Source organism: Mesorhizobium sp. M7A.F.Ca.CA.001.10.2.1, from assembly GCF_003998575.1.
GTDB lineage: Bacteria > Pseudomonadota > Alphaproteobacteria > Rhizobiales > Rhizobiaceae > Mesorhizobium.
The window spans coordinates 1-4,795 of record NZ_RZQY01000466.1 but is presented as its reverse complement, the minus strand read 5'-3'; the positions used below and the strand labels follow the sequence as shown (position 1 = coordinate 4,795).

General features: G+C 59.9%; 4 protein-coding genes and 1 pseudogene. 3 read left to right on the top strand and 2 right to left on the bottom strand.

Going from position 1 to position 4,795, the window contains the following annotated elements; translation table 11 throughout:
* Both EN964_RS39450 and EN964_RS24890 read left to right on the top strand, forming a co-directional pair.
* A pseudogene (locus EN964_RS39450) lies at nt 1–230 on the top strand (aldehyde dehydrogenase family protein); the annotation flags it as partial.
* A gap of 123 nt (nt 231–353) precedes the next feature.
* Nucleotides 354–626, top strand: coding sequence for a hypothetical protein (locus tag EN964_RS24890; protein WP_127266913.1), 273 nt, complete (start codon nt 354–356; stop codon nt 624–626).
* Between the two features lie 53 nt (nt 627–679).
* Here EN964_RS24890 and EN964_RS39445 read toward each other — a convergent pair whose 3' ends face one another.
* Both EN964_RS39445 and EN964_RS24880 read right to left on the bottom strand, forming a co-directional pair.
* Nucleotides 680–895 carry a hypothetical protein gene (locus EN964_RS39445; RefSeq protein ID WP_373565072.1) on the bottom strand — a complete coding sequence of 72 codons (216 nt, stop codon included), beginning with the start codon at nt 893–895 and terminating at the stop codon, nt 680–682.
* Between the two features lie 552 nt (nt 896–1,447).
* The gene (locus EN964_RS24880; RefSeq protein WP_127266914.1) at nt 1,448–3,379 is read right to left on the bottom strand and encodes a potassium transporter Kup; all 1,932 of its coding nucleotides are present in this window, start codon (nt 3,377–3,379) and stop codon (nt 1,448–1,450) included.
* Nucleotides 3,380–4,361: 982 nt separating this feature from the next.
* On the opposite strand from EN964_RS24880, the gene EN964_RS39140 reads away from it, so the two are divergent.
* Nucleotides 4,362–4,640: an AlpA family transcriptional regulator gene (locus tag EN964_RS39140; RefSeq protein WP_063169289.1), complete on the top strand. Its 279-nt coding sequence runs from the start codon at nt 4,362–4,364 to the stop codon at nt 4,638–4,640.
* Nucleotides 4,641–4,795 lie beyond the last annotated feature (155 nt).

Below are 4,795 nucleotides of genomic sequence, written 5' to 3'. Positions count from 1 at the left end.
ATCATCTTCGATGATGCCGACATTGACGGTGCTGTTGACGGTGCGGTCCAGGCGAAGTTCCGCAATGCCGGCCAGACCTGCGTTTCCGCGAACCGCATTTACGTCCAATCGAGCGTTCACGATGAGTCCGCCGAGAAATTGTGGAGAAGGTCCGGCACTTATCAGTGGTCCGACGTCTACTCCCGGAGCTAAGCCGTCGCCAACCCAAGATCGAGTCCCACATCGCAGATGATAATTCGATGCGGGGCCGAACGATAAATATGCATGCTTTGGCCACCCCGAGGCAGGGCTCATTGAGATGATCCGACCGCCTTGGAACAAAGATGGGGTAGAGCAGATGAAGCGTTGGCAGCGTGTCTCCATTCGACGCGAGCGCTGAGGATGGGATCACGATCATTCGCATCACGCGCAGCCGCAAGGGCGATGCCATGGCTACTTTGGAATCGTTGAAGTGGTTTGAGCCGGACAGTCACAAATACACCCGTTACGCCGCGGCTCAGGAAACGGGGCGGCGTCCGGCGGTGGAGGTGCTCGCTGACTTAAAAAGGGTGCGGGCAGTCGTTGCGCTTGAGAGCGACGACATTTGGGATCCGGCACGGGGTGACCTGCTGCCAATCGGCAGTTAACAGGGTCCGACAAAAGTGTGCACAACATGCTGCTGAAGTGGCCTCCGGAAGCGCTACCGGAAGTTACGCGTCTTGAACTTGATAGGGTCGATATGGTCATACTGCATCGACGATGTCGCGCCCCTTCGGCATGCCGCGCGGATCGATGCCCGATCCGCCGTGATGAGCCTCGGCCCTCGGCCGTGCGGCAACGGAAACGGCGTCTTGCGGTTTCCCACGCTGGCCAGCCCGGCCGACAGATCGGTCAGCTCGTGGGCGACGAGGTGCACCACCTCCTCTTCCGTCGGATGCGTCCGCGGACGCCGAGCATGGCCGAAGCAAGAAGCACGCGCCGGAATTTCTCGCGAGATCTTGACCCAGACGACGACGTTTGCCGCACCCGTCTCATCCTCCAGAGGAACATGAAGCCTTTGGCCGAGCCCGGCCGCTGCCGGACCAGCACCAGGCCGGCGGCCTCGAGCCAGCTTCTGCCTCGCGCCTGCATAGCATCCTGACAGGTCACGGTGCGGCGCCGGTTAGGCGGCACGCCGATTTTGGCAACGCTAGCCTGTGAACTGAAGAATGAAGGTCGGACTTGCGGCACATCGATTAGGTTCAAATGATAAGTTGCTGCCCGGCGAGGTCGTTTCAGCGCATCTCGACTGGTGGGTCGGCAAGACAATGCGGAACGGAAATGATCGCAGGCGTAAAGGACGGCTTTCGGGGCCGGAAGCTTCAGGCCTGGAACCGGACCCCAGTTTGGCGCAAGCATCGTGGCCTCCGCCCGGTCAGGCATTCACCGGCTCGCGAAATGCCAATTGATTCTGCTTAACCGGGCATACCTAAACGGCCACTTGCGTTCCGATCTCGACCACACGTCCGGTCGGGATCTGGAAATACTCCGTCGCGTCGGCGGCCGTGCGCGCCAAGCCGATGAACAGCTTGTCCTGCCACACCGGCATGCCGGAGTTGGGTGACGCCTTGAGCGAGCGACGCGACAGGAAGAAGGACGTCGTCATGATGTCGAACTTCCAACCCTGCTTGCGGCAGATCGCCAGCGCACGCGGGATGTTAGGCTGTTCCATGTAGCCGAAGGTCAGTGTCACCCGCATGAACAGCTCATTGATTGTTTCCATCTTGATCCGCTCGCTGTCGGGCACCACGGGCTGCTGCGCCGTCACCACAGAGAGGATGACGTTCTGTTCGTGCAGCGCCTTGTAGTGCTTCAGGCTGTGCATCAACGCGGTCGGCGCACTGGCGGGATCGCTGGTCAGGAACACGGCCGTACCGGACACCAGCTGCGGTTTCTTCTTCAACAGATTGCCCGCAAGGAAATCGAGCGGAATCTGGTTCCTGCGCGTCTTGTCAAATAGATACCTGCTGCCTCTTATCCAAGTCCACATGGTCATCACGATCACTGCGGCAATGGCAAGCGAGGCCCAGCCGCCTTCGAATACCTTGACGATGTTAGCTGCAAAGAAGCCGGTATCGATGAAGACGAACACCGCCATTAAGGCTATCGCGACGCCGAGCGGCCATTTCCAGATGCGCGTCATCACAACAAAAAGCAGTATGTTCGTCACCAGCATATTGCCGGTCACCGAAATACCGTAGGCCGAGGCCAGCCGGCTGGATTCGCCGAAGCCGACCACCAGCAGCATCACCACCAGCGCCAGCATCAGGTTGATGCGCGGCAGATAGATCTGGCCCGACTGTTTTTCCGACGTGTGCTGGATGACGAAACGCGGCAGCATGTTGAGCTGTACCGCTTGCCTGGTCAGCGAAAAGGCGCCGGAGATCACCGCCTGGCAGGCGATCACGGTCGCCGCCGTGGCAAGCACGACCATCGGAATAAGCGTCCAGCCCTGGTTCATCTCGAAGAACGGATGACCGACAACGCCGCCATTTGCCAGCACGAAGGCGCCTTGCCCGACATAATTGAGCAACAGACAAGGGAACACGATCGCCAGCCAGGCGAGCACGATCGGCTTGCGGCCGAAATGGCCGAGGTCGGCGTAGAGCGCCTCGGCTCCGGTGACGGCGAGGAAGACTGCACCAACCGTAACGAAGGCGACGTCAGGCGAGTTGACCAGGAACGACACGATGTAATGCGGGCTGATTGCCAGCAGGATTTCCGGGTCGTCCATGATGTGGTTGAGCCCGGAAAGGCCGATGGCCAGGAACCACAGCGCGGTAACGGGTCCGAACACCAATCCTACGCCGCCGGTGCCAAACCGCTGTACCGCAAACACGATCGCCAGGATGGCCAGTGTCAGCGGCACCACATAGGGCTGGAACGTCGGCGTGACGACATTCATACCTTCGACCGCCGACAGTACCGAGATTGCCGGCGTAATGACGGCGTCGCCAAAAAAAAGCGCCGCGCCGACGATGCCGATGCCGATGCCGATGCCGAGGATCACCGCAGAGCGGGTCGGGAAACTGTTGCGCGCCAGCGCCATAAGCGACAGCACTCCGCCCTCGCCTCGATTGTCGGCGCGGAGCACGAACATGATGTATTTGATCGTCACGGTGATCGTCAGGGACCAGATGATCAGCGAGAGTACGCCGAGGATGTCGCCACGGCTGGCGACGTTGCCACCCGCTGATGCATGCAACGCCTCGCGAAATGCATAGATCGGGCGGGTGCCTATATCGCCATAAACGACACCTAGTGCGCCCAACATCAGCGCCTTGGTGCTGTGCTGCTCGACCTCAGAATGGCTCGATTGTTCGACAGGTTCTGCCTCGTTACCAGCATTGGTAAGGGCCATGGACGACACTCCGATAAGCGCGGGGTGCTCTACGCTTGCTGCACTGCAATATCAAGTTCCGTCACGTAATGTCTGCCGTCTCGCCTGTCGTTGCTCGCCTTGGTAGACTCGCCAGCCCGCAGCCCTACCGAGCAGCAATAGCGCCCCGGCAGAACCCTCAATCGCCCAGATCAATGAATGGTTATCGCCCACATTGCCCCCCCGCGATGCGGCCGATGGCGACCAGGGTGTCGTGGGCGCACAAGGATGGCGCTTTCCTGATGACGCCGTGCTCCAGGTGTGATCGCACCGTTGCTGCGCAAGCCATTTACTTGCTCGTCCCAGCGAGGACCGTGGCCAACTGGAACGCAGGGCCACGCCGCTCACCGGCCGCACTTTGCGGCGCAGATAACGATTCGATCTCCCCGGCGAGATTCTGGTTGAAGAAGCCACCAAGCTTCTCGAAGGACACACGGTCGTAATATCGACATGCCAGTATCCGCAACCCAGAAAAAGCTCCTTCGGCTCCGCTGCGCGCGCCACGAACAACCCGATCTTCTCTGCGAAAGAGGACGCCGTAATCCCAGGTTGAAGCCAAACCGGGGGGCGGCCGTGACGTATGCTACACAGGCGAAGGGCTAGGAGGCGGGTTCGGTGAGGAACGGCATTGATGTCCACGCCGTCTCCTGGAAAGACAGAGGAATGCGGTGTCACCGCCTGGCGCCGGAGGTTGATCCGGTGATTAGGAGGAGCACTCGTTGTCGGATTCTCGACGATGTCGGACATCTGACACAACGCTGCCAGAGCGATCGCATTGTTCCGAAACGATTTTCCCAGTTGGCACGTGAATTGCGGTCCTATGCGCAAAAGCACTGCGATGCCGCACCGACTGGAAGAACTCATCAATGATCACGCTTTTCGAACATGTCGGCGCCGCTACCAACACTAAGCGTTCCCGATCAAACGGAAGCCTCTATCCCTTCTTTCTGAAGGCTGTCCGGACATGAACGCATTTGATGTCCGTCCAACGCTGGATGCTCCCGACGACGATCTCTATCTTTGGCTTGAAGATGTGGAAGGCGAGCGGGCACTTGCCTGGGCCGCCGGCCAGTCGGCAAAGACCCTGAAGCACTTCAGTGGAACGCAGTTCGAGCGCGACCGCGCGACTCTGAAGGCAGGCCTGTTCCCTAAGCGGCGTCGCATCTCCCCCGGCCGAGTCGCATGGCTTGAATCCGATATCAGGGCTTGGATGGAAACTAGATCTGAGAGCCGCACCGCATGAATGTAGCCTCCCAATATCTTCTCCCGTCTGTGGCGCATCACGAAGCCGGGCACGCGGTGGCCGCCATCGTTTTGCACCGTCAGATGTTCGACGACGACCGTGAACTCCCTGCTTTCTCAAGTGTTAGTATTTACCCCGACGCCGGTGACGGAGAG